Origin of the sequence: Streptomyces sp. NPDC088910 (assembly GCF_044749865.1) — a bacterium.
In the GTDB taxonomy this organism is placed as follows: domain Bacteria; phylum Actinomycetota; class Actinomycetes; order Streptomycetales; family Streptomycetaceae; genus Actinacidiphila.
In genome coordinates this window covers 207,043-231,399 of record NZ_JBIVIV010000015.1, presented here as the reverse complement: position 1 = coordinate 231,399, position 24,357 = coordinate 207,043, and the positions used below count along the sequence as shown (strand labels likewise).

Here is a 24,357-nt window from a genome sequence, read left to right as displayed (position 1 = left end):
TGCGGTGCAGTCCTAGACAGCTCCACCACACCGGAGGTCTTCGCCATGATCAAGCACCGGCACATGTCAACAACGCTCGTGATCAATACACCTAGGCCATGCCCGCGACAGCGGCGGGCCCGCCTCGGGCGGCGTATCACGGAGTGGAACCGCGGAACGTCCCCCATGCCCGGGTCTCTACACTTGGCAGGGTGATCTCCCGAATCGATCTGCGCGGTGCCGCCTTCCCCGAGGGCGGGATCGACCGCGACCTGCTGCCCCGAGCCGAGTTCGACGTGGAGGCGGCGCTGAACACCGTGCGGCCGATCTGCGAGGACGTGCGCCATCGCGGCACGGCGGCGGTCATCGAGTACGGAGAGCGGTTCGACGGCGTCAGGGTCGACCGGCTGCGGGTGCCCGAGCGGGCGCTGAGCGACGCGCTGGCCGCGCTCGACCCGGCCGTGCGCGCCGCGCTGGAGGAGTCGATCCGCCGCGCCCGCCTGGTCCACCGCGAACAGCGCCGCCAGGACGTCACCACACGGGTCGTGCCCGGCGGGACCGTCACCGAGAAGTGGCTGCCCGTCCAGCGCGTGGGCCTCTACGTGCCCGGCGGCCTCGCCGTCTACCCGTCGTCCGTCGTGATGAACGTCGTGCCCGCGCAGGAGGCCGGGGTCGAGGGCATCGCGGTGGCCTCCCCGCCGCAGAAGGACTTCGGCGGCTCCCCGCACCCCACCATCCTCGCCGCCTGCGCCCTGCTCGGCGTGACCGAGGTGTACGCCACCGGCGGCGCGCAGGCCGTCGCGATGTTCGCGTACGGCACCGACGAGTGCCGCCCGGTCAACCTCGTCACCGGCCCCGGCAACATCTACGTGGCCGCCGCCAAGCGCCTGCTCAAGGGCCGGATCGGCATCGACGCCGAGGCCGGGCCGACCGAGATCGCGATCCTCGCCGACGCCGCCGCCGACCCCGGCTACGTCGCCGCCGACCTGATCAGCCAGGCCGAGCACGACCCGCTCGCCGCCGCCGTCCTGGTCACCACCTCGCCCGAGCTGGCCGACGCGGTCGACAAGGAGCTGGAGGCCCAGGTCGAGGCCACCCGGCACACCCAGCGGATCACCGCCTCGCTCACCGGCCGCCAGTCGGCGACCGTGCTGGTCGACACCCTCGACCAGGGCCTGGAGGTGGTGGACGCCTACGCCGCCGAGCACCTGGAGATCCAGACCGAGGACGCCGCCGCCGTCGCGGCCCGCGTGCGCAACGCGGGCGCGATCTTCGTCGGCCCGCACGCCCCCGTCTCGCTCGGCGACTACTGCGCGGGCTCCAACCACGTCCTGCCCACCGGCGGCTGCGCCTGCCACTCCTCGGGCCTGTCCGTGCAGTCCTTCCTGCGCGGCATCCACGTCGTGGACTACACGCGCGACGCGCTCGCCGAGGTCGCCCACCACGTGGTGACGCTCGCCGAGGCCGAGGACCTGCCCGCGCACGGCGCCGCGGTCAAGGCCCGCTTCGGATGGGACCTCCCGTGACCGGCATCGACGACCTGCCCATCCGCGACGAACTGCGCGGCCAGTCCCCGTACGGCGCGCCCCAGCTCGACGTGCCGGTGCGGCTGAACACCAACGAGAACCCGTATCCGCTGCCCGACGCGCTGGTCGCCCGGATCGCCGAGCGCGTCACCGAGGCCGCCCGGCAGCTCAACCGCTACCCGGACCGGGACGCCGTCGAGCTGCGCACCGAGCTGGCCGCGTATCTGTCCAGGACCGCGGGCCACCGCGTGGGCAGCGACCAGGTGTGGGCGGCCAACGGCTCCAACGAGGTCATCCAGCAGCTCCTCCAGACCTTCGGCGGCCCCGGCAGGACCGCGATCGGCTTCGAGCCGTCGTACTCGATGCACGCGCTGATCTCGCGCGGCACCGGCACCGGCTGGATCTCCGGGCCGCGCGACGCGGACTTCCGGATCGACGTGGACGCGGCGGTCCGTGAGATCCACCGCCGCCGCCCCGACGTGGTGTTCGTCTGCTCGCCCAACAATCCGACCGGTACGGCCGTGGACGCCGCGACCGTACTGGCGCTCTACGAGGCCGCGCAGGCCGCCAAGCCGTCGATGGTGGTGGTGGACGAGGCGTACGGCGAGTTCTCGCACCGCCCGTCGCTGCTGCCGCTGATCGAGGGCCGCCCGCACCTGGTGCTGACCCGCACCATGTCCAAGGCGTTCGGCGCCGCCGGGCTGCGGCTCGGCTATCTGGCGGCCGACCCCGCCGTGGTGGACGCGGTACAGCTCGTCCGGCTGCCGTACCACCTGTCCTCGGTCACCCAGGCGACCGCGCTGGCCGCCCTGGAGCACACCGACACACTGCTCGGCTACGTCCAGCAGCTCAAGGACGAACGGGACCGGCTCGTCGCCGAGTTGACGGCGATCGGCTGCGCGGTCACCGAGTCCGACGCCAACTTCGTGCAGTTCGGCCGCTTCGCCGACAGCCACGCCGCCTGGCAGGCGATCCTCGACCACGGGGTCCTCGTCCGGGACAACGGCGTCCCCGGCTGGCTGCGGGTCTCCGCGGGCACCCCGGCGGAGAACGACGCGTTCCTCGACGCCGTCAGGACCGTGGTCAAGGAACACAGCGACCAGCAGCACATCAGGCACCACCGTACGGAGGAGTCCGCATGACCCGCGTGGGCCGCGTGGAGCGCAGCACCAAGGAGACGTCCGTCGTCGTCGAGATCGACCTGGACGGTACGGGACAGGTGGCCGTCTCCACCGGTGTGGGCTTCTACGACCACATGCTCGACCAGCTCGGCAGGCACGGCCTGTTCGACCTGTCGGTGAAGACCGAGGGCGACCTGCACATCGACACGCACCACACGATCGAGGACACCGCGCTCGCGCTCGGTGCCGCGTTCAAGCAGGCGCTCGGCGACAAGGTCGGCATCTACCGCTTCGGCAACTGCACGGTCCCGCTGGACGAATCCCTCGCCCAGGTGACCGTCGACCTGTCGGGCCGCCCCTACCTGGTGCACACCGAGCCGGAGAACATGGCGCCGATGATCGGCTCCTACGACACCACGATGACCCGGCACATCCTGGAGTCCTTCGTCGCCCAGGCGCAGATCGCGCTGCACGTCCACGTGCCGTACGGGCGCAACGCGCACCACATCGTGGAGTGCCAGTTCAAGGCGCTCGCCCGGGCGCTGCGCTACGCCAGCGAGCGCGACCCGCGCGCCGCCGGAATCCTGCCGTCGACCAAGGGCGCGCTATGAACACGTACTCGACCCTCTTCATCCTGCTCGGGCTCTTCCTCGCCGGAGGCGTCTACTCCTTCTGGCAGCAGAAGCAGTCCAAGAGCATGATCGCGGTCCTGGCCATCGGCTCCGTGATGGCGCTGGCGGCCGGGCTGCTCCAGCTCTAGCGGGAGGAGCCGACATGACTGGACTGAGGCACAAGAGCGTGGTCGTCCTCGACTACGGCTTCGGCAACGTCCGTTCGGCCGAGCGGGCGCTCGCGCGCGCCGGGGCCGAGGTGGAGATCACCGCCGACTTCGGCCGGGCGATGAACGCCGACGGGCTGCTGGTGCCCGGCGTCGGCGCCTTCGCCGCCTGCATGGCGGGCCTGAAGGGCGTACGCGGCGACTGGATCGTCGGCCGCAGGCTGGCCGGCGGACGGCCGGTCATGGGCATCTGCGTCGGCATGCAGATCCTCTTCGCCCGCGGCATCGAGCACGGCGTGGAGACCGAAGGGCTCGACGAGTGGCCCGGCACGGTCGAGCCGCTGAAGGCGCCCGTCGTCCCGCACATGGGCTGGAACACCGTACGGCCGCCCGCCGACTCACGGCAGTTCGCGGGCCTGGACACCGACGCCCGCTTCTACTTCGTGCACTCCTACGCGGTGCGCGAGTGGGAATTCGACACGCACAACGCGGCGATCCGCGCGCCGAAGGTCACCTGGTCCACGCACGGCGAGCCGTTCGTGGCCGCGGTGGAGAACGGCGCGCTGTGGGCCACCCAGTTCCACCCGGAGAAATCCGGCGACGCGGGCGCCCAGTTGCTCACCAACTGGCTGGACACCCTCTAACGCGGTCTCACGCGTCAACCGCTCGACCCGTTAGACCCTCTCACTCGCCGCCCGGCCCCCTTCCACCGTCCGCTTTCACCTCCTCCCTTCTACGACGTAGGACGCACCCGATGAACAGGCTCGAACTCCTCCCCGCCGTCGACGTCCGGGACGGCCAGGCCGTACGCCTCGTGCACGGCGAGTCCGGATCCGAGACGTCCTACGGCGACCCGCACGCCGCCGCGCTGGCCTGGCAGGCGGCGGGCGCGGAGTGGCTGCACCTGGTGGACCTCGACGCGGCCTTCGGCACCGGCGACAACCGGGCGCAGATCGCCGAGGTGGCCCGTTCGATGGACATCAAGGTCGAGCTGTCCGGCGGCATCCGCGACGACGACACGCTCGCCGCCGCGCTGGCCACCGGCTGCACCCGCGTCAACCTCGGCACGGCCGCGCTGGAGACCCCGGAGTGGGTCGCCAAGGTCATCGCCGAGCACGGCGACCGGATCGCGGTCGGCCTCGACGTGCGCGGCACCACGCTGCGCGGCCGGGGCTGGACCCGCGACGGCGGCGACCTCTACGAGACGCTGGCCCGGCTGGACTCCGAGGGCTGCGCGCGGTACGTCGTCACCGACATCGCCAAGGACGGTACGCTCCAGGGCCCCAACCTGGAACTGCTCGCCGGGGTCTGCGCCGCCACCGACCGGCCGGTCGTCGCGTCCGGCGGCGTCTCGTCCCTCGACGACCTGCGCGCCATCGCGACTCTCGTGCCGCGGGGTGTCGAAGGCGCGATTGTCGGAAAGGCGCTCTACGCCAAGGCGTTCACCTTGGAAGAAGCCCTGGAGGCGGTATCACGATGACGGAGACCCCCGCAGTACGGCGCGACCAGTCCGAAAGCCCGCTGGAGGAGACCATCGGTTTCGCCCGCGCCGTCGCGGCGGGGGACCTGGTCCTGGTGTCCGGCACGATGCCCCTCGTCGACGGCGAGGTGCGCGGCGAGGGCAGCCCGTACGAACAGGCCCTGCTCGCCTTCGGGAACGCGCTGGCGGCGATCGAGCCCTTCGGCCTCGGGCCCGACAGTGTGATCCGCACCCGCATGTACATGAGCCACGCCAGGGACGCCGACGACGTCGGGCGTGCCCACCGGGAGCTGTTCGGGGCCGTGCGGCCCGCCGCCACCATGGTCGTGGTGGCCGGTTTCATGGACTCCCGCGTCCTGGTCGAGGTGGAGATCGAAGCCTACCGAGGAGCCGGCAGATGACCCTCGCGGTCCGTGTCATCCCCTGCCTCGACGTGGACAACGGCCGCGTCGTGAAGGGCGTCAACTTCCGGAATCTGCGGGACGCGGGCGACCCGGTGGAGATGGCCAAGCTCTACGACGCCGAGGGCGCCGACGAGTTGACCTTCCTGGACATCACCGCGTCCTCCGGCGACCGGGAGACCACGTACGACGTCGTCCGCCGTACGGCCGAGCAGGTCTTCATCCCGCTCACCGTGGGCGGCGGTGTGCGGACGGTCACGGACGTGGACCTGCTGCTGCGCGCGGGCGCCGACAAGGTGGGCGTCAACACGGCGGCCATCGCCAGGCCCGAGCTGATCCGGGAGATCGCCGAGCGGTTCGGCCGGCAGGTGCTGGTGCTGTCGGTGGACGCGCGGCGCACCCCCTCGGGTTCCTTCGAGGTCACCACGCACGGCGGGCGGCGCGGCACCGGCATCGACGCGGTGGAGTGGGCGCAGCGGGCGGCCGAGCTGGGCGCGGGCGAGATCCTGCTCAACTCGATGGACGCGGACGGCACCAAGGACGGCTACGACACGGAGATGATCGCGGCCGTCCGCAAGCTGGTGACGGTCCCGGTGATCGCCTCCGGCGGCGCGGGCCGCCTCGCCGACTTCGCGCCCGCGGTGGCGGCGGGCGCCGACGCCGTACTGGCCGCGTCCGTCTTCCACTTCGGCGACCTGCGGATCGGCGAGGTCAAGACGGCGCTGCGGGAGGCCGGGCACCCGGTGCGCTGAGCACGGGTTTCCGTCGGCCGCCGCTCTCCATGTGCGGCGGCTCCGCTTTTCGGCGGCTCAGTCCTGGCGGCGGGTGCAGACCAGCGCCGCGAGGTCCGGCGCGAGCGGTATCTCCACCGAGCGCAGCGCCGGGTGCTCCAGCCAGTGCAGCCTGGCCGGATCGGGGCTGCCCTCGTGCAGCGGCGGCCATCGGTCGGCGGGCGTGAAGTCGTCCACGACGAGGACGCCGCCGGGCCGCAGCAGCTCCACGGGATCGGCCGCCTCGTCCCCCTTCCCCTGGCCGCCGCCGTCCAGGACCAGCAGGTCGAAGGGGCCGTGCGCGGCGATGTCCTTCAAGTCGCCGCATTCGACGGTGACCTGCGGCGCGAGGTCCGAGAACAGCCAGGCGGCCGTTTCCGCGCGCCCCGGATCGCGCTCGACGCTCACCGCGGTGGCGTCGTCCCGCATGCCCGTGACCAGCCAGCCGAGCCCCACTCCGAGTCCGGTACCGGTCTCGCCGATACGGGTGGCGCCCGCGGCGAGCGCGCGCAGCAGGCGGCCCTGCTCGGGGCGGCAGGAGTAGGGGAAGCCGAGCTGCTGTGCGGTGCGGGCGGCGCGTTCGACCAGCGGGGGCAGGTCGCCGGGGCCGCGGAGGTGCGCGCGGGTGCCGTCGAGTGACATGCCCGACATCCTGCCGGGGGCGCCCGGTCCACGGCCGGTGAACAGATGAGAAAGAGAAGTTGCGCAAATTAGATTGCGCAACTTTTCTTTTCTATCTAGGCTGGTGGTCGTGCCAGAAAAAGACGACGCCCCCCGGCCCCGGGCCCAGCGCATCACCGACCTCGACGCGCTGAAGGTCTTCACCCACCCGCTGCGCATCCAGCTCTACCGCCACCTGGTCACCTCGGGTGCCGCCACCGCCTCCCACCTGGCCGACCAGGTGGACGAGGCGGTGTCCCTGGTCAGCTACCACCTGCGCAAGCTCGCCGCCCACGGCTTCATCGTCGAGGCCCCCGAGAAGAGCACCGACGGCCGCGAGCGCTGGTGGAAGGTCTCCGCCGAGCGCGGATTCTCCTTCCGCAGCGGGGACTTCACGGACCGGCCCGAGGGCGCCGCCGTCGTCAACGAGGTCACCAGGCAGCTCCTGGCCAGCCGCTACGAGCGGTACGAGCGCTACCTGGCCCAGCAGGCCGCCTGGGCGGGGGAGTGGACCGACGCCTCCTTCAGCTCCGAGTACATGCCGCGGCTCAGCGCCGCCGAACTCCACGAGATGGACGAGGAGATCACCGCGCTCATGCGCCGCTGGATCGACCGCGGCAAGGCGGCGGTCGAGGCGGGCGACACCGAGGGCCGGGAGCTGGTGGCCGTGCAGATGTACGGATTCCCGTTCCGGGAGTGACCGCGGAAGGCCCCTCAGACCGCGCCCGACCCGACGTCGAGACCAGAGGAGGGCCGCCACCATGACGGCGACCGCGATACCCGCAGCACCGCACGGCAGGCCCGCGCACAAGGACGGGAACGTGCTGCGCTGGCTGATCGCGTACACCGCGTCCATGCTCGGCGACTGCGTCTACTTCCTCGCCCTCGGCTTCGCCGCCGCCAAGGTGGCGCCGCCGACGCAGGTGGGCCTGGTGATGGCGGTCGGCGCGGTGCCGCGCGCGGTGCTGATGCTCGGCGGGGGAGTGATCGCCGACCGGTTCGGGCCGCGCAAGGTGGTGATCGGGAGCGACGCGGTGCGCTGCGCGCTGATCCTCGGCGCCGCGGCGACGCTGGCGCTCTCCTCGCCGGGCCTGTGGCTGCTGGTCGTCGTCTCGCTGCTCTTCGGCGTCGTGGACGCGCTGTTCATGCCGGCCGTCGGCGCGCTGCCGCCGCGGATCGTCGCCGCCGACCAGCTCACCCGCTTGCAGGGCATGCGGTCCCTCACCATCCGCTTCGGCACCATCGTCGGACCGCCGGTCGGCGGCCTCGCGATGGGGCTCGGCGGCGCCACGGCCGCCTTCGCCCTGGCGGGCGCGCTCTTCGCGGTCTCCGTACCGCTGCTGATCGCCACCCGCATGAGCCCGCTGCCCGAAGCGCCCGCCGGGAGCGACGGGCCCGAGGAGGGCGCGAGCGCCTGGCGGGATCTGCTCGACGGATTGCGGTACGTCCGCCGCCACCGGCTCGTCGGCCCGCTGGTCCTGTCCGCCGCCATCTGCGAACTGGGCCTGGTCGGCCCGTTGAACGTCGGCATGATCCTGCTCGCCCAGCACCGCGGCTGGGGCTCGTCCGGCTACGGCTGGATCATCGCGGGCTTCGGCGCGGGCGCCGGGTGCGCCGCGCTGCTGCTGACCGTACGGGGCCGCCTGCCGCGGGCCGGGGCCGTCCAGATCGGCGCCCTGTTCGCGGGCGCCGCGGGCGTCGGCCTGATCGGCGTGGCGCCCTCGCCGGCCCTCGCGGTCGCCGTCGCCGCGCTGAGCGGCCTGTTCTGCGGCATCTGCGGCAGCCTCGCGTACGCCCTCATCCAGTCGGCGGCCGACCCCGGCTACCTCGGCCGCGTCACCTCGGTGATGAGCCTCAGCAGCTTCGGCCTCGCCCCCCTGGCCTACCCCCTCTTCGGCGCCGCCGTCGCCGCCTGGGGCCCGGCCCCCGTCTTCCTCACCAGCGCCGTCCTCACCATGACCGGAGGCGTGGTCGGCCTCGCCACCCCCGCGATCCGCACCGCGGAACTTCCCCGCGGGAAGCCGGCGCCGCGCCCGGCGGCGGACGTGACGGCTCCCGCCGAGCCGGTGGCCGCGGGCCGGGACTGACGCCGAGAAAATGCTGTGACGTGCGCGGGGGCCTCCTGTTAGCTTCGCGCTCATGGACCCGCTCGGTGATGCAGAGATTCGCGGCTCGTTCGTCAATTGCTCCAAGGGGGAGGCGAAGCGGATCAGCCTGCCCAGGGATCTGGGCGACCTGCCGTGGAGCGACCTGGACTTCCTCGGCTGGCGCGACCCCGGCGCCCGCGACCGCGCCTATCTGGTGCGGCCCGGCGACGAGCCCGTGGGCATCGTCCTGCGGATCGCCCCCGGCGCCCGGCGCAATCTGATGCGCAGCAGCCTCTGCTCCCTCTGCCTCACCGGCCACTCCGGCGGCGGCGTCGACCTCCTGGCGGCCCCGCTCGCGGGCGCCGCCGGCCGCCAGGGCAACACCGTCGCCCTCTACATGTGCGCCGACCTCGCCTGCTCCCTCTACGTCCGCGGCAAGAAGAGCTCCGCCCTGGTCAAGCGGCTCGAGGAGACCCTCACCCTCGACGAACAGATCGCCCGCACCCTCCGCAATCTCGACGGCTTCCTCGCCAAGGTCGTCGCCTAGCCGGACGAACGGCGGTGCGCCGGAGAAGCCGGGTCACGCGGTCGGCGTGAGGACGAGCCGGCGGCCCGGCTCGACGGGAGCCGTCCAGGCGCGCTCGACCTCGCAGAGGGATACGGCGTCGGCCGCGACGGAGAAGACCCCGGCCGTGAGCCGAGCGACCAGCGAAGGAAGTTCGGCGACGATGCCCGCGGCGGTGACGGAGCCCTGGCCACTGCCCATGACGCGGAGGTTGGCGGCGCGCAGGACGAAGGACGGCAGGGTGATGTCGGGTCCGGCCGTGGAGCCGATCTGGATCCAGTCGAGGACGGCGGCACGGTCGGTGCGGCGGGTGAGCAGCGCGGGGAGGGCCCGCTCGGTCGGCGCGCCCCAGGCGTAGTGGATGACCGACAGGCCCAGTTCGGCCGCGACCTTCCCCAGCGCGTTCTGCACTCGCGGCCGGCCTCACCGACGAGCAGCGCGCCGCCCTGTCCGTGCTGGCGAGCGCTGTGGTGTCCGGCAACAGCACGCTGTGAGAAGCCCGGGGCCGACGGGGCCGAGGGGCTGTCGCCCGCCGGGGCGGCGGACGCGCTGCCGCCTACCGCGTCACAGTCCGAGCTTCGCCGCGTACAGCCGCGCCACCGCGTCCTTGTCGCCGTCCACCTCGACCTCGGCGGCGTCCTGGCGGCCGAAGACGAAGATCGTCAGCTCGGACGGCTCACCGGTCACGGTCACCACGGGAGAGCCCTTGCGGGCGACGGCGGTCTGGCCGTTCGGGCGGCGCAGCACCAGGCCGACCGGGGAGCGGCGGCCCGCGAGCCGGGCGGCACGCTCCAGCCGCGCCCACAGCGTGTCGGCGAAGACGGGGTCGATGGCACGCGGCGTCCAGTCGGGCGTGGCACGCCTGACGTCCTCGGCGTGGACGTAGAACTCGACGGTGTTGGAAGCCTCGTCCACCTGCTTGATGGTGAAGGGCGACATCCGCGGCGGCCCGGTCCTGATGAGCTGGATCAGCTCTTCGTACGGCTTTCGCGCGTACTCCTTGCGGACCCGTTCCGCACGGTCCTTGAGCTGCGGGATGACCAGCCCCGCCGCCGCGTCACCGCGCCGTTCGCGTACCACGACGTGCGCGGCCAGGTCGCGGGTGGACCAGCCCTCGCACAGCGTCGGGCCGTCGGGTCCTGACTGCTCCAGCAGATCGGCGAGGAGCAGACGTTCGCGCTGGGCATGTGTCGACATGACCCCAGATTAACGGCCCCTTGGCCGATACGTCCGCTCCCCGCCCCTGCCGCCCCCGTGAGGCGTCAGCCCAGCGGAGCGTAGAGCTTCTTGCTGTTGGTGCCGTTGTTGAGCGTGAGCGAGCAGGTCACCGTCTTGCGGCCCTGGAGCTCGTAGGTGGTCAGCTTCGGGAAGAGCGCGTACGGGTAGTACAGCCGCCCGTCCGCGGGAAGGTGCTTCTTGGCGTCGGCCGTGCACAGCTCCAGCGCCTTCGACTGGATCTCCGAGTCGGTGCTGAAGGTGCCGGACAGCGTCTCGTTGGCGACGACCTGGCCGTCGTGCGCGGAGCTGCACGACTTGGTGGTCACCGTGTCGACGGTCGGCGTGAGGGTCGGCGCGTCGAAGCACTTGCCCGGCGAGAGCACCACGTACGGCACGACCTTCTCGGTCGGGGTGATGCTCGGGAAGTCGGTGAACGGGTCGTCGGTCGGGGTGTCGAAGGTCGGGGTGTCCGACGGCAGCGTGAAGCTGGGCGTCGGCTCCGTGAAGGACGGCATGGACGGCAGTCCTGACGGCAGACCGCTGATCGACGGCGTCGGCTTCGCGTCGTTCTTGCTGTCGCTGCCACCGGAGACGGCGACCGCGGTGCCGATACCGCCGATCACCACGACCGCGGCTATCGCGATCAGCACATTGCGCTTGGTGTTGTTCGGCGGCGGCGGGGGCGGCGGGTAGCCGCCGGGGCCCTGCGGGTAGCCGTAGCCACCGGGCGGGGCGGGCGGTCCGGGCGGGCCCGGCTGGCCGTAGCCGCCCTGCTGACCGTAGCCCTGCTGGCCGTAAGGACCCGGCGCGGCCTGCGTCGGCTCCTGCGGATAACCGTAGTTCTGACCGCCGCCTTGTTGCGGATAGCCATAGCCGCCGTCAGCGGGCGGCGGGGGAGGAGGGGGGCCGAAGCCCTGCGGTGGCCCGAAACCGCCTCCTTGATCCGGAGGCGGCGGCGGTCCTTCTTGCGGCGGTGGTGGAAAACCCATGCAGGCAGGATGCCCCATACGGGTGACATGAGCGAGCGACAACCGGATGGTGGTCAACTCACTTGCCCTCTTTGCCGGTTATTGACCCTTTTCGAGTTCTTGATATTCGGCGGCAGAATGGTCACCATGCCCGCCACCGCACTCGACCCAGCAGTCGCCGCCCGCCTCAAGCGCACGGCCGACGGACTCGTACCCGCCATCGCCCAGCAATACGACACCGGTGAAGTGCTGATGCTGGGGTGGATGGATGACGAGGCCCTGCACCGCACCCTCACCACAGGCCGCTGCACCTACTGGAGCCGCAGCCGCCAGGAGTACTGGGTCAAGGGCGACACCTCGGGCCACGTCCAGCACGTCAAGTCCGTCGCACTGGACTGCGACGGCGACACCCTGCTGGTGAAGGTCGACCAGGTCGGCGCCGCCTGCCACACCGGCGACCGCACGTGCTTCGACGCCGACGTGCTGCCGCTCGGCCAGCCGGTCCGCCCTTCGCCGTACCGGCCGCTCCCGGCGCCCGGCCGTGACCACTAATCTCGGCTCATGGACCTTGAGACCTTCCGCAAGCTGGCGGTCGACCGCCGGGTGATTCCCGTGACGCGCAGGCTGCTCGCCGACGGCGACACTCCGGTCGGGCTGTACCGCAAGCTCGCGGGGGAGCGGACGGGAACGTTCCTGCTGGAGTCGGCGGACGGAGGCACCTCCCAGGCCGAAGGCTCCGGGGGAGACCGGACGTGGTCGCGCTACTCCTTCGTCGGCGTCCGGTCGGCCGCCACGCTCACCGCGCGCGACGGCCAGGCGCACTGGCTCGGCACGCCGCCGGTCGGCGTCCCGGTCGACGGCGACCCGCTGGAGGCGCTGCGCGTCACCGTCGACGCCCTGCACACCCCGCGCGACCTGGCGGCGGGGATGCCGCCCTTCACCGGCGGCATGGTCGGCTACCTCGGCTACGACATCGTGCGCCGCCTGGAGCGGATCGGCGAGCGGACCCGCGACGACCTGCGGCTGCCGGAACTGACCATGCTGCTCACCTCCGACCTCGCCGTCCTCGACCACTGGGACGGCACGGTCCTGTTGATCGCCAACGCGATCAACCACAACGACCGCGACACCGGGGTGGACGAGGCCCACGCGGACGCCGTCGCCCGCCTCGACGCCATGCAGGCCGACCTGGCCAAGCCGGTCGAATACGTCCCCGTCGAGCTGCCGCCGTCGGAACTGCCCGAATACACCGCCCTGTGGGGCGGCGCCGCCTATCAGCGCGCGGTCGACGACATCAAGGAACGTATCCGCGCGGGTGAGGCCTTCCAGGTCGTCCCCTCGCAGCGCTTCGAGACCCCCTGCACGGCCAGCGCGCTCGACGTCTACCGCGTCCTGCGGGCCACCAACCCCAGCCCGTACATGTACCTCTTCCGCTTCCCCGGCGGCGAGGGCGGCGACTTCGACGTCGTCGGCTCCAGCCCCGAGGCCCTGGTCAAGGTCGAGGACGGCCGCGCCATGGTCCACCCGATCGCGGGCACCCGCCCGCGCGGCGCCACCCCGCGACAGGACACCGCGCTCGCCGAGGAACTGCTGGCCGACCCCAAGGAACGCGCCGAGCACCTGATGCTGGTCGACCTCGGCCGCAACGACCTGGGCCGCGTCTGCGAACCCGGCAGCGTCGAGGTCGTCGACTTCATGTCCGTCGAGCGCTACTCCCACGTCATGCACATCGTCTCGACCGTCACCGGCCAGGTCGCCGAGGGCCGTACCGCCTTCGACGTGCTCACCGCCTGCTTCCCCGCGGGCACCCTCTCCGGCGCCCCCAAGCCGCGCGCCATGCAGATCATCGAGGAGCTGGAGCCGTCCCGGCGCGGTCTGTACGGCGGCTGCGTCGGCTACCTCGACTTCGCCGGTGACTCCGACACCGCCATCGCCATCCGTACGGCGCTGCTCCGCGACGGCACCGCCTACGTCCAGGCCGGGGCCGGTGTCGTCGCCGACAGCGATCCGGTGGCCGAGGACACCGAGTGCCGCAACAAGGCCGCCGCCGTCCTGCGCGCGGTGGCCACGGCCAACCGCCTGTGACGGTCGCCTTCCGGAGGCGGTCAGCCGGTCTTCGACAGGCGTGAGCGACGAGCCACGACGCGCGTGCGCGTCGTGGCTCGTCGCGCGGTTCCTCGCGCCCGTGTGGGTGCCGTCAGCCCGCGAAGGCCGCCGTGCCGTTCGGCGTGCCGAGGCCCGTCGGGCCGTCGAAGCCGCTCACGCCGGTGCACAGGTACGAGCCGCCGCACGAGCCGTTCGAGCCGCCGGCCACGTCGTTGAGCGCGTCGGCGTGCGCGTAGGGGAACGAGGCGGGGTAGGACCCGGCCGAGGGCGCCCCCGCGAGGGCGTAGACGGCCGCGATCAGCGGCGACGAGGCGCTGGTGCCGCCGAAGACCTCCCAGCCGGTGTCCGAGCCGTACGTGTCGTGGACGGCGACGCCCGTCGCGGGGTCGGCGACCGCCGAGACGTCGGCGATGGTGCGCTTGCCGCAGTCGGCGTCCGTCTGCCAGGACGGCTTGGCGTCGTAGGAGGAGCAGCCGGAGCCGGTGCCCGTCCAGACGGACTCGGTCCAGCCGCGGCTGGAGGAGTCGCTGGTGAGCGAGGTGCCGCCGACGGCGGTGACGTACTGGGAGGCGGCCGGGTACTCGGCGCCGTAGCCGCTGTCACCGGCGCTGACGGTGATGGCGACACCGGGGTGGTCGAAGTACGAGCTGTCGTACGACGGGTCCGAGGAGGACTCGCCGCCGCCGTAGCTGTTGGAGACGTACTTCGCGCCCAGCGACACCGCGGTGTTGACGGACTCGCCCAGGTTGGTCATCGAGGAGTCGTCGGCCTCGACCAGGAGGATGTGGCAGTCGGGGCAGGCGGCGCTGACCATGTCGAGATCGAGCGATATCTCCTCGGCCCAGCCCGCGTCGGCGCTCGGCAGCGAGGAGGCGCTGCCGGACTGGCCGACCTTCGAGAAGCAGCCGTTGTCGGCGGTGCAGGCGGGCAGGCCGTACGTGGAGCGGTAAGTGGCCAGATCCGCTTCGGCGTTGGGGTCGTCGTACGCGTCGACGATCGCCACGGTCGCGCCGGACCCGCCGGAGGAGGGCAGGGCGTACGCGCTCTGGAGATCGGCCGGGCCGAGGCCGGAGGGGGCCGCGGCCGGGTTCACCGAACCGGTGGACTTCTTGAGCGTGTTGACGCCCTGGGTGACCTTGAGCGCCTTGCACGCCATCACGTCCGGATGGGTGCTGACGGCGCAGGAGCGCGCGGTGCTGACGCCGTGCGCGGCGGGGGAGGCACCGGCGTACGGCGCCAGGGCCAGCCCCGACAGGGCCAGTCCGGCGGCGGCGGTGACCGCGAGCGCGGTGCGGCGGGCGGTGGGTGTGAGGGTGATCGAACGCAACTATTGCCTCCTGTGGGGGGTGAACCGGGGGCTTGTGGGATGCGTGACAGGTGGTGCCATTGGTGCGAGTTGACATCAGTGGGACGGCCGAGAACGTATGGTGACGAGCGCACGCCAACAAGGAGGGGGCTGGAAGCTATACCTCCGCTTTACTTGTGGCATAAGGGAGTTGGGCAAGGCATTGCCTGGTGCTGACCTCCCGGCAGGTGTGAAATCGAGTCGTCCCGGTGTGGTATGCGATGGCCGTTCCGTACCGCTTCGTGACCATTCGGGACCGATCGCCACGGCGTGTTTTCAGCCGCGCGCCGCGACCCCCGGTCCGGCCGCCCGGTGCCCCCGCCGGACGGGCCGCCGCACCGACAGGCGATAGTGGTGGGGTGAGTGCCGTCCCTCAGCCCCGCGCTGACCAAGCCGTCGAGACCGAAGCCGCGACCGACCGCGAGACCGGGGTCGAACCCGGCCGGGCGACCGAAGCCGGGCCCGAACGCGGGACCGGCCCCGGTGCCGCGCCCTCGGCCGCGCGGCGCACCGCCACGCGCGTCCTCGCCGTCGCGCTCGCGTGCGGCGTGATCGGCGCCAGCGTCGTGCTGCTCGCGGCGGGCAAGACCTGGGCGCGCGGCACCGTCGCCTTCGGCCAGGGCACCCTCCCGGTGCACGCCACCGGCAGCCAGGCCACCGCGCTGCCCGGCGCGCTGGCCCTGGTCGGCCTGGCCGCGCTCGTCGCCGTCTTCGCCGTGCGCCGGATCGGCCGCTACGTCGTCTCCGGGCTGCTCACGCTCTCCGGCCTCGGCGTGGTCGTCGTCGTGCTCGCCCGCCGCGCGGCCACCGGCGCCCTCAACGAACGGGCCGCCGCCGCGTCCGGCCTCACCCGCGCCACCGCGGGCCACACGAGCACCACCGGCTGGCCGCTGGTCGCCGTCGCCGGCGGCGTCCTGCTGCTCCTCGCGGGCCTGCTCGCACTGCGCTACGGCCACGCCTGGCCCGCGATGTCCAGCCGCTACGACCGGCCGGGCAGCCGCCCCTCGCTGCGCGGCAGGGCCGCCGCCGCGCCCGCGCCGATCGACCCCGACCGGGCCGAGGACCTGTGGAAGGCGCTGGACCGGGGCGAGGACCCCACGCAGGCCCCCGGCTGACCGGTCCCGCGCGTGCCGCGACCGCCCGTTCCACCCCCGTGCACGGCAACCCCGGAACACGCGCAACAATGGAAGACGAAGTCGGCGGCGAAAGGACGCCGCCGACCGAGAGGATTCAGGGAGCACTCATGGCGGTCCATCACGACCACGGCCACACCCCCGCCGCGTGGACCGGCTCGATCATCTCGTTCATCGGCTTCTGTGCCGGAGGCGTGTTCATGGTCGCCGCCCAGCCGGTCCCCTTCTGGGCGAGCATGGGCGTCATACTGCTCGGCCCCGTCGTCGGCGGTGCGATGAAGCTCATGGGCCTGGGCAGCAAGGAGTCACCCGAGGTACGGGTCGCCCGCGCCCACGCCGCGCAGGAGGTCCGCACCCCGGAGGGGACGACGCACACGGAGTCGCCCGCTGAGGCGCCCGCCAGCGCCTGACCCCACCGGTCCCGCCCGCCGGGCGCAGCCGCCGACCTCCGGGTCCGCGCGCTGCGCCTTCGTGCGTCCGGGGGCAGAATCGGCGATGTGATTCACGACACAGCAGGTCGGGCCGCAGGCCGGGCCCCCGCGGCGGCGCGCGGGACGGCTCCCGGAGCGGCCCTCGGCGCGCTCTCGCGCGCCGCCGTACCGCTCGCCCTCCTCGGCGCGGTGGCGGGCGCCTTCGCGTACGTCGGCGCCGTCGACCCCAACACGCCCGGCCACTACCCGGCCTGCCCGCTGCTGCACTACACCGGGATCTACTGCCCCGGCTGCGGCGGCCTGCGCAGCGCCCACGCCGTCGCCCACGGCCACCTCGGCACGGCGCTGGGCTGCAACGCGCTCGCGGTGGCCGGATACGTCGTCTTCGCCGTCGTGTGGGCCGTCTGGTTCACCCGCAGGCTGCGCGGCAGACCGTTCGAACCCGTGCTGCGCCCGGCGTACGGGAAGGCGCTCCTCGCCCTGGCGCTGGTCTTCACCGTTGTCCGGAACCTGCCGTTCGGCGCGGCGCTGATCCCGTGACCCGCCCGCCTTCCGGGGCATGCTTGTCCAGGTGGTGGGACCGCGAATCCCCGGATGCGGGCGCTGCGCCCGGCGCCCGATACCATCGGAGTGTCGGTGGTTCCCACCATTGGCTTGATCATTTCGCTGTACGAACCCGGTCCGGAAGGGGAGCTCTCGCGTGAGTGTGCTCGACGAGATCATCGACGGAGTCCGCGCTGACCTCGCCGAGCGGCAGGCCCGCGTCACCCTCGACGAACTCAAGGAGCGGGCCACCAAGGCGCGCGATGCCAAGGACGGGGTGGCCGCCCTGCGCGGCGACAGCGTCAAGGTGATCTGCGAGGTCAAGCGGTCCAGCCCCTCCAAGGGCGCGCTGGCCGCCATCGCCGACCCCGCGGGGCTCGCCGCCGACTACGAGGCGGGCGGCGCCGCCGTCATCAGCGTCCTCACCGAGGAGCGGAAGTTCGGCGGCTCCCTCGCCGACCTCGAAGCGGTCCGCGCCAAGGTCGACATCCCGGTCCTGCGCAAGGACTTCATCGTCACCGCGTACCAGCTCTGGGAGGCCCGCGCCTACGGTGCCGACCTCGCCCTGCTGATCGTCTCCGCGCTCGACCAGGACGCCCTCGTCTCGCTCGTCGAGCGGGCCCAGTCGATCGGCCTCACCCCGATCGTCGAGGTGCACGACGAGGAGGAGGTCGAGCGGGCGGTGGACGCCGGGGCGAAGATCATCGGGGTCAACGCGCGTAATCTCAAGACCCTTGAGGTCGACCGGGGGAACTTCGCCCGCGTCGCGCCCGAGATTCCCGACCACATCGTGAAGATCGCCGAGTCCGGGGTGCGTGGTCCCCACGACCTGATCGCCTACGCCAATGACGGCGCCGACGCCGTGCTCGTGGGCGAGTCGCTCGTCACCGGCAAGGATCCGCGTGCCGCGGTCGCCGATCTTGTGGCTGCCGGCGCCCATCCCGCCCTCCGCTTCGGCCGCTAACCCCCCTCCGGGGGAGGGCCCCACACCCCTTACGGTGCCCCGCCAGGGCGCCCGACCGCGCTTTGCACGGCGGTTCTTCGCGAGAGACGGTGCCCCGTCAGGGGCGCGTGAGCCGCACCTCGCGGGGCGGTTCCCCGTCAAGGACGTGCCCCGTCAGGGGCGCGGGGAACTGCGCGGCCAGCCGCGACGCTCTCGCAGGTCACCGCCCGCCCCGGTGGGGCAGTCCGGTTGTCGCCGGGCCACCGGCCGGTGGTGGGTTGCTCGCGCAGTTCCCCGCGCCCCTGATGGGGCGCACCGTCTTTCGTTCGGGCGGTGAGCCGGTCTTTTGAGGGGTGCGGGGAACTGCGCGGCCAGCCGCGACGCTCTCGCAGGTCACCACCCGCCCCGGTGGGGCAGTTCGGTGGTGTCCGGACCACCGGCCGGTGGTGGGTTGCTCGCGCAGTTCCTCGCGCCCCTGACGGGGCGACCGTCTTTCGTCCGGGCGGTGAGCCGGTCTTTTGAGGGGCGCGGGGAACTGCGCGGCCCGCCACGATGCTCCCGCAGGTCACCACCCGCCCCGGTGGGGCAGTTCGGTGGTGTCCGGACCACCGGCCCGGTGGGGGCTGGGTGCGCAGTTCCTGCGCCCCTCAAAGCGAGGCCCTGCGCGGTACCGGGGTCCTCAAGGCGAGGCGCTGTGTTGGCTGAACGCGCGCGGGGGCCGGGCATGGAATGGGGGGACCTGCCCGGAGGGCTAGACTCGGGCGCATGTCCCTCGCCGCGCGTCTCGCCCCCGGTTGCCGCCCCCGCGGCTGCCGCGCGCCGGCGCGCAAGGTGCTGGGGCGCCGGGTGCGGTATGTGATCGGGTGCGAGCCCGGCCAGGTGAACGGCAGGCGATGGCGCCGCGGCTGAGCCGCGAGCACAGCCGCGTACGCACGACACGGACACGCGTACGCGTCCCCCCTTTCACCCGCGCCTGACGGCGCACAGCCAGGGATACCCCATGTCAGAAACGCACGACTTCTTCCATCCGGATCCGGACGGATCCGTCCCCACCCCCGCGGGCTACTTCGGCGCGTTCGGCGGCAAGTTCATCCCGGAGGCGCTGGTCGCCGCCGTGGACGAGGTGGCCGTCGAGTACGAGAAGGCGAAGACCGACCCCGCCTTCGCGGCCGAGCTGAACGACCTGATGGCCAACTACGCGGGCCGTCCGAGCGCCCTCACGGAGGTCCCCCGGTTCGCCGAGCAGGCGGGCGGGGCACGGGTCTTCCTCAAGCGGGAGGACCTGAACCACACCGGCTCGCACAAGATCAACAACGTGCTGGGCCAGACGCTGCTGACCAAGCGGATGGGCAAGACCCGCGTGATCGCGGAGACCGGCGCGGGCCAGCACGGCGTCGCCACCGCGACCGCCTGCGCGCTGTTCGGCCTCGACTGCACGATCTACATGGGCGAGATCGACACCCAGCGCCAGGCGCTCAACGTCGCGCGGATGCGGATGCTCGGCGCCGAGGTGGTCTCGGTGACCTCCGGCAGCCGGACGCTGAAGGACGCCATCAACGAGGCGTTCCGCGACTGGGTCGCCAACGTGGACCGCACGCACTACCTGTTCGGCACGGTCGCGGGACCGCACCCCTTCCCCGCGCTGGTCCGCGACTTCCACCGGGTGATCGGCGTCGAGGCGCGCCGCCAGCTCCTGGAGCGCACCGGCCGGCTGCCCGACGCCGCCGTCGCCTGCGTCGGCGGCGGCTCCAACGCCATGGGCCTCTTCCACGCCTTCCTGCCCGACACCGGGGTCCGGCTGGTCGGCTGCGAGCCCGCGGGCCACGGCGTGGCCACCGGGGAGCACGCGGCCACCCTCACCGAGGGCGAGCCGGGCATCCTGCACGGCTCGCGCTCCTACGTCCTCCAGGACGACGAGGGCCAGATCACCGAGCCGTACTCGATCTCGGCGGGTCTGGACTACCCCGGCGTCGGCCCCGAGCACTCGTACCTCAAGGACATCGGCCGCGCCGAATACCGCGCGGTCACCGACGACGAGGCGATGCAGGCCCTGCGGCTGCTGTCCCGTACCGAGGGCATCATCCCCGCCATCGAGAGCGCGCACGCCCTGGCCGGGGCCCTGGAGATCGGCCGCGAGCTGGGCCCCGAGGGCCTGGTGCTGGTGAACCTCTCCGGCCGCGGCGACAAGGACATGGACACGGCGGCCCGCTACTTCGGGCTGTACGACGCGACCGCCGAGGTCGACGAGGACAACGAGGTGGCGGTCAAGTGAGCGGGAACGTAGAGCTGTTGGACCGGGCGCTGGCCGACGCCAAGGCCGAGGGGCGGGCCGCGCTCGTGGCGTATCTGCCCGCCGGCTTCCCGACCGTGGACGGCGGGATCGAGGCCGTGAAGGCCGCCTTCGAGGGCGGCGCGGACATCGTCGAGGTCGGGCTGCCGCACAGCGACCCGGTGCTGGACGGGCCGGTCATCCAGACCGCCGACGACATCGCGCTCAACAAGAACCACGTGCGGATCGCCGACGTGCTGCGCACCGTACGCGAGGCGCACCAGGCCACCGGCAAGCCGGTGCTGGTCATGACGTACTGGAACCCGGTGGACCGCTACGGCGCCGAGCGGTTCGCGACCGAGCTGGCCGAGGCGGGCGGCGCGGGCTGCATCCTGCCCGACCTGCCGGTCGAGGAGTCCGAGGGATGGCGGAAGGCGGCCGAGCAGCAGGGCCTGGCCACCGTCTTCGTCGTCGCCCCTTCCAGCCGTGACGAGCGGCTGGCGAAGATCACCGCGGCGGGCAGCGGCTTCGTCTACGCGGCCTCCCTGATGGGTGTCACCGGCACGCGGGAGAGCGTCGGCGAGCAGGCGTCCGACCTCGTGCGCCGCACCCGCGCCACCACGGACCTGCCGGTCTGCGTGGGCCTGGGCGTGTCGAACGCGGTGCAGGCCGCCGAGGTCGCGGCCTTCGCCGACGGTGTGATCGTCGGCTCGGCCTTCGTCAAGCGCATCCTCGACGCGGACGGCGACCTGCCCGCGGCCCTCACGGCCGTACGGGAACTGGCGGCGGAACTGGCCGCGGGCGTCCGCAAGCGCGGCTGACGGCACCGGCCGCGACCGTACGAAAGAAACCGGCCGCGCCCCGTACGACCGGCCCCGGCGTAACACGATGGGGCGAATCGCGGTGCGGGAAGGCGCTGAAGTGCCCTCCCGCACCGTTGGTCAGGGATGTGAGCCAGAAGAACCGAGACGGAAAGCGCAGCGCCCGCGAGGCCCTGTACGAACAGCGTGAAAAAGAGAAGGCCAGCGCCCGACGCAGGCGCACCATGGTGGTCGCGGGCGCGGTGGTCGCCGTGCTGGCCATCGCCGCCGTGATCGGGGTGGTGGTCGCCGACCACAAGGACAGCGGCGGCGGCTCCACCCCGGCCGCCGCGCCCAAGGGCGCCATTGGCAAGGACAATCTCGTCATCCCCGTCGGCGCCGCCGACGCGCCCTCGGTGCTGACGATCTACGAGGACTTCCGCTGCCCGGCGTGCGACGCCTTCGAGAAGGCGTTCACCCCGACCATCCACAGCCTTGAGGACAGCGGGCAGATCCGCACCGAATACCACCTGGTGACGCTCATCGACGGCAATCTCGGCGGCTCCGGCTCGCTGAACGCCGCCAATGCCGCCGCCTGCGCCCAGGACGCGGGCAAATTCCGCGCCTACCACGATGTGCTGTACGACAATCAGCCGGAGGAGCAGAGCGACACCTTCTCCGACAAGAACCACCTGCTCGACCTGGCGGGCAAGGTCAGCGGTCTGAAGACGCCGACCTTCACCGCGTGCGTCAACGGCGGCACCCACAACAGCTGGGTGAAGGCGTCGAACAGCGCCTTCGGGAAGTCCGGCTTCAACTCGACGCCGACGATCCTGCTCAACGGCAAGAGCGTCTACGGGAGCGGCAGCAACCTCACGCCCGACTCGCTGAAGCAGATGGTCACCGACGCGAACAAGGGCAAAAAGGCGGGTGCGGTGACCACCGCTCCGGCCTCCTGACAGGCCCGCTGAGGGGCCTGCCGAGGCTTGATTCCGGGCCTTTCGGCGTCCGCGGGGATTCCCCCGGAGGGGCCGGAGGAGTCCCGGCCGTTATCCATACGTAGCCGGGCGGGTTGCCGCACTTCCCGCCCGGCAAGGTAGCGTCGGTCATTGCCATGGAACTCGCATTCATTCCCAGCCCGTCGCACGGAGTCGTCCACCTCGGACCCATTCCGCTGCGCGGCTACGCGTTCTGCATCATCATCGGTGTCTTCGTAGCCGTATGGCTCGGCGGCAAGCGCTGGATCGCCCGCGGCGGCCGGGCGGGCACGGTCGCGGACATCGCCGTGTGGGCGGTGCCCTTCGGTCTGGTCGGCGGCCGGCTGTACCACGTGATCACCGATTACGAGTTGTACTTCACCAGTGGCAAGGACTGGGTCGACGCCTTCAAGATCTGGCAGGGCGGCCTGGGGATCTGGGGCGCCATCGCCTTCGGCGCGCTCGGCGCCTGGATCGCCTGCCGCCGCCGGGGGATCGCGCTGCCGGTCTACGCCGACGCCATCGCGCCGGGCATCGCCTTCGCCCAGGCGATCGGCCGCTGGGGCAACTGGTTCAACCAGGAGCTGTACGGCGGCCCGACCACGCTGCCCTGGGGCCTGAAGATCGACCCCGCGCACCGGCCGGAGAGCACGCCGGACATCGCCACGTACCACCCGACGTTCCTGTACGAGTCCCTGTGGTGCGTCGGCGTCGCCCTGCTGGTCATCTGGGCCGACCGCCGCTTCAAGCTCGGCCACGGGCGGGCCTTCGCCCTCTACGTCGCCGCGTACACGGTGGGCCGCGCCTGGATCGAGCACATGCGCGTGGACTACGCCCACCAGATCCTCGGCATGCGGCTCAACGACTGGACCGCGATCGTCGTCTTCATCGGCGCCGTCGTGTACCTCGTCGTCGTCGGCCGCAAGCGGCCCGGCCGCGAGGAGAACATCGAGCCTCTCGCCTCCGGCGAAGGCCCCGACGACGCCTCGCCGCCGTCGTCCGACCCGGAAGCGGACGCGGACGACGCGGTCGACTCCTCCTCCGTCGAGGACGAGGCTTCCGTCGGTTCCGTCGACCCGAAGCGAGCCTCCGAGACGCTCTGATCTCGCGCCCCTGAAGAGCACGTCACGCGTAGTGGCGGCGCACCTTCTCCAGGAGGAGAAAGGGCAGGTCAGGGCAGGCTTTCCTTGCTGGCGGCGCATCGCATTCGAGCGTACGGTCGAATGGATTCGTGGTCGTGCGGCCTCGCGGGAGGCTGCCTGGGGAGGGGTGGGGACGGATGTCAACGGCTGTCGAGGAGACGACGGCGGCGCCGTATCACGTACCGCACCACTCGCACCGTGACGTGAGCGGCGGCTGGCTGCGCCCGGCGGTGTTCGGGGCGATGGACGGCCTGGTGTCGAATCTGGCGCTGATGACGGGAGTGGCGGGCGGCGACGTCTCGTCGCGCGCCATCGTGGTGACCGGGCTCGCGGGCCTGGCGGCGGGCGCCTTCTCGATGGCGGCGGGGGAGTACACGTCGGTGGCCTCCCAGCGGGAGCTGGTCGAGGCCGAGCTGGAGATCGAGCGGATCGAGCTGCGCCGCCACCCGGAGGCGGAGCTGCGGGAGCTGGCCGAGCTGTACGTCTCGCGCGGTGTGGAGCCGAAGCTCGCCCGCGAGGTGGCCAGGCAGCTCTCCGTCGACCCGGAGCGGGCGCTGGAGATACACGCCCGCGAGGAACTGGGCGTGGACCCGACCGACCTGCCGTCGCCGCTGGTCGCGGCGGCCTCCTCCTTCGTCGCCTTCGCGCTGGGCGCCCTGCTGCCCGTACTGCCGTATCTGCTCGGCGGCGACTCGCTGTGGCCCGCGGCCGTCCTCGCGCTGGCCGGACTGTTCGGCTGTGGTGCGGCCGTGGCCCGGGTGACCGCGCGTTCCTGGTGGTACAGCGGGGTTCGGCAGCTGCTGTTGGGTGCGGCGGCCGGCGGGGTTACCTTCGTATTGGGCGCGCTTATCGGCACAGCGGTCGGCTGACCACTCCGAACGGTCTGAACGGCCGACCGGTGCGGTCGGCCCACTGGTCCGATCGGGTGATCGGCGATGTGCCGTGCGCCCGCTCCACCGGACTCGGGAAACCCACAGGAAACCAGCGGCCACAAGCCTCATGTTTCCCCGTCGTTTCAGTAGCCGTCGCACGGGGCATTACCCGGTGGCGCACCGGCAGAAAGCGGCCCGGTGGCGCGCTGGACCCGGCCGGAAAACCTCCGACACGGCGCTGGC

At 72.3% G+C, this 24,357-nt stretch carries 28 protein-coding genes; 23 read left to right on the top strand and 5 right to left on the bottom strand.

Going from position 1 to position 24,357, the window contains the following annotated elements:
• Positions 1-191: 191 nt before the first annotated feature.
• The 8 genes from hisD (at position 192) to hisF (ending at position 6,037) form a co-directional block, all read left to right on the top strand.
• Positions 192-1,505, top strand: coding sequence for a histidinol dehydrogenase (gene hisD / locus ACIP4Z_RS30335; RefSeq protein WP_391043996.1), 1,314 nt, complete (start codon positions 192-194; stop codon positions 1,503-1,505).
• Positions 1,490-2,647, top strand: coding sequence for a histidinol-phosphate transaminase (locus tag ACIP4Z_RS30330; protein ID WP_401313453.1), 1,158 nt, complete (start codon positions 1,490-1,492; stop codon positions 2,645-2,647). The genes hisD and ACIP4Z_RS30330 overlap by 16 nt, the downstream gene beginning before the upstream one ends.
• Positions 2,644-3,237 carry an imidazoleglycerol-phosphate dehydratase HisB gene (hisB, locus tag ACIP4Z_RS30325; RefSeq protein WP_355334053.1) on the top strand — a complete coding sequence of 198 codons (594 nt, stop codon included), beginning with the start codon at positions 2,644-2,646 and terminating at the stop codon, positions 3,235-3,237. The genes ACIP4Z_RS30330 and hisB overlap by 4 nt, the downstream gene beginning before the upstream one ends.
• Positions 3,234-3,386 (top strand): hypothetical protein, encoded by a 153-nt coding sequence (locus ACIP4Z_RS30320; RefSeq protein ID WP_188280531.1) that lies wholly within the window; start codon positions 3,234-3,236, stop codon positions 3,384-3,386. The genes hisB and ACIP4Z_RS30320 overlap by 4 nt, the downstream gene beginning before the upstream one ends.
• A gap of 14 nt (positions 3,387-3,400) precedes the next feature.
• Positions 3,401-4,048 (top strand): imidazole glycerol phosphate synthase subunit HisH, encoded by a 648-nt coding sequence (gene hisH, locus ACIP4Z_RS30315; RefSeq protein WP_401313450.1) that lies wholly within the window; start codon positions 3,401-3,403, stop codon positions 4,046-4,048.
• A gap of 110 nt (positions 4,049-4,158) precedes the next feature.
• A complete protein-coding gene (priA, locus tag ACIP4Z_RS30310; RefSeq protein WP_391044004.1) occupies positions 4,159-4,884 on the top strand; it encodes a bifunctional 1-(5-phosphoribosyl)-5-((5-phosphoribosylamino)methylideneamino)imidazole-4-carboxamide isomerase/phosphoribosylanthranilate isomerase PriA in 726 nt (241 codons plus the stop codon).
• Positions 4,881-5,285, top strand: a complete 405-nt coding sequence (locus ACIP4Z_RS30305) for a Rid family hydrolase (RefSeq protein WP_355334043.1) — start codon at positions 4,881-4,883, stop codon at positions 5,283-5,285. Before priA ends, ACIP4Z_RS30305 begins: the two co-directional genes overlap by 4 nt.
• The gene (gene hisF / locus ACIP4Z_RS30300; protein WP_355334040.1) at positions 5,282-6,037 is read left to right on the top strand and encodes an imidazole glycerol phosphate synthase subunit HisF; all 756 of its coding nucleotides are present in this window, start codon (positions 5,282-5,284) and stop codon (positions 6,035-6,037) included. Before ACIP4Z_RS30305 ends, hisF begins: the two co-directional genes overlap by 4 nt.
• Before the next feature lie 57 nt (positions 6,038-6,094).
• Here the strand turns inward: hisF and ACIP4Z_RS30295 are convergent, their stop codons facing one another.
• Positions 6,095-6,697: an O-methyltransferase gene (locus tag ACIP4Z_RS30295; RefSeq protein WP_401313447.1), complete on the bottom strand. Its 603-nt coding sequence runs from the start codon at positions 6,695-6,697 to the stop codon at positions 6,095-6,097.
• Between the two features lie 109 nt (positions 6,698-6,806).
• Here ACIP4Z_RS30295 and ACIP4Z_RS30290 point away from each other — a divergent pair, with 109 nt between their 5' ends.
• From ACIP4Z_RS30290 to ACIP4Z_RS30280, 3 genes are all read left to right on the top strand, one after another.
• Complete coding sequence (locus ACIP4Z_RS30290) at positions 6,807-7,415, top strand: helix-turn-helix domain-containing protein (protein WP_355334034.1); 609 nt, start codon at positions 6,807-6,809, stop codon at positions 7,413-7,415.
• 61 nt (positions 7,416-7,476) lie between these two features.
• A complete protein-coding gene (locus ACIP4Z_RS30285; protein ID WP_401313445.1) occupies positions 7,477-8,802 on the top strand; it encodes an MFS transporter in 1,326 nt (441 codons plus the stop codon).
• A 52-nt stretch (positions 8,803-8,854) separates the two neighbouring features.
• Entirely contained in the window at positions 8,855-9,349 is a 495-nt protein-coding gene (locus tag ACIP4Z_RS30280) for an FBP domain-containing protein (RefSeq protein WP_391159740.1), read from the top strand.
• A gap of 33 nt (positions 9,350-9,382) precedes the next feature.
• Here the strand turns inward: ACIP4Z_RS30280 and ACIP4Z_RS30275 are convergent, their stop codons facing one another.
• The 3 genes from ACIP4Z_RS30275 to ACIP4Z_RS30265 all read right to left on the bottom strand — a co-directional run bounded on the left by ACIP4Z_RS30275 (position 9,383) and on the right by ACIP4Z_RS30265 (position 11,574).
• Complete coding sequence (locus ACIP4Z_RS30275; protein WP_401313442.1) at positions 9,383-9,778, bottom strand: hypothetical protein; 396 nt, start codon at positions 9,776-9,778, stop codon at positions 9,383-9,385.
• 153 nt (positions 9,779-9,931) lie between these two features.
• Entirely contained in the window at positions 9,932-10,564 is a 633-nt protein-coding gene (locus ACIP4Z_RS30270; RefSeq protein ID WP_355334023.1) for a TIGR03085 family metal-binding protein, read from the bottom strand.
• 65 nt (positions 10,565-10,629) lie between these two features.
• Positions 10,630-11,574: a hypothetical protein gene (locus tag ACIP4Z_RS30265; RefSeq protein ID WP_355334020.1), complete on the bottom strand. Its 945-nt coding sequence runs from the start codon at positions 11,572-11,574 to the stop codon at positions 10,630-10,632.
• A gap of 117 nt (positions 11,575-11,691) precedes the next feature.
• On the opposite strand from ACIP4Z_RS30265, the gene hisI reads away from it, so the two are divergent.
• Positions 11,692-12,105, top strand: coding sequence for a phosphoribosyl-AMP cyclohydrolase (hisI, locus tag ACIP4Z_RS30260; RefSeq protein ID WP_391044019.1), 414 nt, complete (start codon positions 11,692-11,694; stop codon positions 12,103-12,105).
• Positions 12,106-12,114: 9 nt separating this feature from the next.
• On the top strand, positions 12,115-13,638 hold the full coding sequence (locus ACIP4Z_RS30255) for an anthranilate synthase component I (RefSeq protein ID WP_355334017.1): 1,524 nt from the start codon (positions 12,115-12,117) through the stop codon (positions 13,636-13,638).
• Positions 13,639-13,750: 112 nt separating this feature from the next.
• Here the strand turns inward: ACIP4Z_RS30255 and ACIP4Z_RS30250 are convergent, their stop codons facing one another.
• On the bottom strand, positions 13,751-14,977 hold the full coding sequence (locus ACIP4Z_RS30250; protein WP_401313462.1) for a peptidase S8: 1,227 nt from the start codon (positions 14,975-14,977) through the stop codon (positions 13,751-13,753).
• A 386-nt stretch (positions 14,978-15,363) separates the two neighbouring features.
• On the opposite strand from ACIP4Z_RS30250, the gene ACIP4Z_RS30245 reads away from it, so the two are divergent.
• The 10 genes from ACIP4Z_RS30245 to ACIP4Z_RS30200 all read left to right on the top strand — a co-directional run bounded on the left by ACIP4Z_RS30245 (position 15,364) and on the right by ACIP4Z_RS30200 (position 24,111).
• Positions 15,364-16,119, top strand: coding sequence for a TIGR02234 family membrane protein (locus ACIP4Z_RS30245; protein WP_391159732.1), 756 nt, complete (start codon positions 15,364-15,366; stop codon positions 16,117-16,119).
• A gap of 128 nt (positions 16,120-16,247) precedes the next feature.
• Complete coding sequence (locus tag ACIP4Z_RS30240) at positions 16,248-16,547, top strand: HGxxPAAW family protein (RefSeq protein WP_355334011.1); 300 nt, start codon at positions 16,248-16,250, stop codon at positions 16,545-16,547.
• Positions 16,548-16,634: 87 nt separating this feature from the next.
• Positions 16,635-17,108, top strand: coding sequence for a DUF2752 domain-containing protein (locus tag ACIP4Z_RS30235; RefSeq protein ID WP_401313435.1), 474 nt, complete (start codon positions 16,635-16,637; stop codon positions 17,106-17,108).
• A gap of 160 nt (positions 17,109-17,268) precedes the next feature.
• Entirely contained in the window at positions 17,269-18,075 is an 807-nt protein-coding gene (gene trpC, locus ACIP4Z_RS30230) for an indole-3-glycerol phosphate synthase TrpC (protein WP_355334006.1), read from the top strand.
• Between the two features lie 708 nt (positions 18,076-18,783).
• Positions 18,784-18,963: a tryptophan biosynthesis modulator TrpM gene (gene trpM / locus ACIP4Z_RS30225; RefSeq protein ID WP_391159730.1), complete on the top strand. Its 180-nt coding sequence runs from the start codon at positions 18,784-18,786 to the stop codon at positions 18,961-18,963.
• Positions 18,964-19,054: 91 nt separating this feature from the next.
• Positions 19,055-20,326 carry a tryptophan synthase subunit beta gene (gene trpB, locus ACIP4Z_RS30220; RefSeq protein ID WP_355334003.1) on the top strand — a complete coding sequence of 424 codons (1,272 nt, stop codon included), beginning with the start codon at positions 19,055-19,057 and terminating at the stop codon, positions 20,324-20,326.
• On the top strand, positions 20,323-21,144 hold the full coding sequence (trpA, locus tag ACIP4Z_RS30215) for a tryptophan synthase subunit alpha (protein ID WP_355334000.1): 822 nt from the start codon (positions 20,323-20,325) through the stop codon (positions 21,142-21,144). Before trpB ends, trpA begins: the two co-directional genes overlap by 4 nt.
• A gap of 128 nt (positions 21,145-21,272) precedes the next feature.
• Entirely contained in the window at positions 21,273-22,082 is an 810-nt protein-coding gene (locus ACIP4Z_RS30210) for a thioredoxin domain-containing protein (RefSeq protein WP_355333997.1), read from the top strand.
• Positions 22,083-22,237: 155 nt separating this feature from the next.
• A complete protein-coding gene (lgt, locus tag ACIP4Z_RS30205) occupies positions 22,238-23,203 on the top strand; it encodes a prolipoprotein diacylglyceryl transferase (RefSeq protein ID WP_401313428.1) in 966 nt (321 codons plus the stop codon).
• Between the two features lie 176 nt (positions 23,204-23,379).
• Positions 23,380-24,111: a VIT1/CCC1 transporter family protein gene (locus ACIP4Z_RS30200; RefSeq protein WP_401313425.1), complete on the top strand. Its 732-nt coding sequence runs from the start codon at positions 23,380-23,382 to the stop codon at positions 24,109-24,111.
• Positions 24,112-24,357: the final 246 nt, after the last annotated feature.

Bases quoted from the DNA above. Each gene is read 5' to 3' on its own strand.
- ACIP4Z_RS30200 (WP_401313425.1), top strand. From the start codon at position 23,380: ATGTCAACGGCTGTCGAGGAGACGACGGCGGCGCCGTATCACGTACCG.
- hisH (WP_401313450.1), top strand. From the start codon at position 3,401: ATGACTGGACTGAGGCACAAGAGCGTGGTCGTCCTCGACTACGGCTTC.
- ACIP4Z_RS30330 (WP_401313453.1), top strand. From the start codon at position 1,490: ATGGGACCTCCCGTGACCGGCATCGACGACCTGCCCATCCGCGACGAA.
- ACIP4Z_RS30240 (WP_355334011.1), top strand. From the start codon at position 16,248: ATGGCGGTCCATCACGACCACGGCCACACCCCCGCCGCGTGGACCGGC.
- lgt (WP_401313428.1), top strand. From the start codon at position 22,238: ATGGAACTCGCATTCATTCCCAGCCCGTCGCACGGAGTCGTCCACCTC.
- trpM (WP_391159730.1), top strand. From the start codon at position 18,784: ATGGGGGGACCTGCCCGGAGGGCTAGACTCGGGCGCATGTCCCTCGCC.
- ACIP4Z_RS30255 (WP_355334017.1), top strand. From the start codon at position 12,115: ATGGACCTTGAGACCTTCCGCAAGCTGGCGGTCGACCGCCGGGTGATT.
- hisF (WP_355334040.1), top strand. From the start codon at position 5,282: ATGACCCTCGCGGTCCGTGTCATCCCCTGCCTCGACGTGGACAACGGC.
- ACIP4Z_RS30305 (WP_355334043.1), top strand. From the start codon at position 4,881: ATGACGGAGACCCCCGCAGTACGGCGCGACCAGTCCGAAAGCCCGCTG.
- ACIP4Z_RS30295 (WP_401313447.1), bottom strand. From the start codon at position 6,697: ATGTCACTCGACGGCACCCGCGCGCACCTCCGCGGCCCCGGCGACCTG.
- trpB (WP_355334003.1), top strand. From the start codon at position 19,055: ATGTCAGAAACGCACGACTTCTTCCATCCGGATCCGGACGGATCCGTC.
- ACIP4Z_RS30320 (WP_188280531.1), top strand. From the start codon at position 3,234: ATGAACACGTACTCGACCCTCTTCATCCTGCTCGGGCTCTTCCTCGCC.
- ACIP4Z_RS30270 (WP_355334023.1), bottom strand. From the start codon at position 10,564: ATGTCGACACATGCCCAGCGCGAACGTCTGCTCCTCGCCGATCTGCTG.
- ACIP4Z_RS30285 (WP_401313445.1), top strand. From the start codon at position 7,477: ATGACGGCGACCGCGATACCCGCAGCACCGCACGGCAGGCCCGCGCAC.
- hisI (WP_391044019.1), top strand. From the start codon at position 11,692: ATGGTCACCATGCCCGCCACCGCACTCGACCCAGCAGTCGCCGCCCGC.
- ACIP4Z_RS30265 (WP_355334020.1), bottom strand. From the start codon at position 11,574: ATGGGTTTTCCACCACCGCCGCAAGAAGGACCGCCGCCGCCTCCGGAT.
- priA (WP_391044004.1), top strand. From the start codon at position 4,159: ATGAACAGGCTCGAACTCCTCCCCGCCGTCGACGTCCGGGACGGCCAG.
- ACIP4Z_RS30280 (WP_391159740.1), top strand. From the start codon at position 8,855: ATGGACCCGCTCGGTGATGCAGAGATTCGCGGCTCGTTCGTCAATTGC.
- hisB (WP_355334053.1), top strand. From the start codon at position 2,644: ATGACCCGCGTGGGCCGCGTGGAGCGCAGCACCAAGGAGACGTCCGTC.